The organism is Rhizobium sp. 01T444, from assembly GCF_056398305.1.
Genome location: NZ_JBFTPD010000436.1, coordinates 1 through 509 on the forward strand (window position 1 = coordinate 1; position 509 = coordinate 509).

The 509-nt window shown below is 69.5% G+C and carries 1 protein-coding gene; it reads left to right on the forward strand.

All coding sequences use genetic code 11. From position 1 onward, the window contains the following. Window positions 1–415, forward strand: a 415-nt coding sequence (locus AC1DTN_RS39340; RefSeq protein WP_477925691.1) for an ABC transporter permease subunit, incomplete at its 5' end; no start/stop codon positions are given. Window positions 416–509: the final 94 nt, after the last annotated feature.

Below are 509 nucleotides of genomic sequence, written 5' to 3' on the forward strand. Positions count from 1 at the left end.
CATCTACATCATCTTCATGCGCACGCGCTTCGGTGTGCACGCGCGCGCCACCATGCAGAACGCGGCGATCGCGCAGGCGACCGGCGTGCGGGTCGGCAAGGTGTATGCGCTGAGCTTCGGCATCGGCGCGGCGCTGGCGGGCCTGTGCGGCGCCATGTATGCGCCGACCATGACGCTCATCCCGACCATGGGCGCCGGCTTCCTGGTGGAGAGCTTCGTCACGGTGGTGGTGGGCGGCGCGAATGTGCTGCTCGGCACCGCGCCGGCCGGCATCCTGCTGGCCGGCGTGCGCACGGCACTCAACGGCTGGGGCGGACAGATCATCGGCCAGATCGGAATGCTGCTGGCGGTGATCGTCGTCATCCGGCTGCTGCCGGAGGGGCTGTCCGGTTGGTTCGGCCGACGCACCCGCTGAGCCCGCCCCCATCGACGGAGTCGCCTCGCATGTTCAAGCTCATCAATGGCCCGCAGACGCCCGGCACCACGCGCGCGTTCGGGCTTCCCTTCAT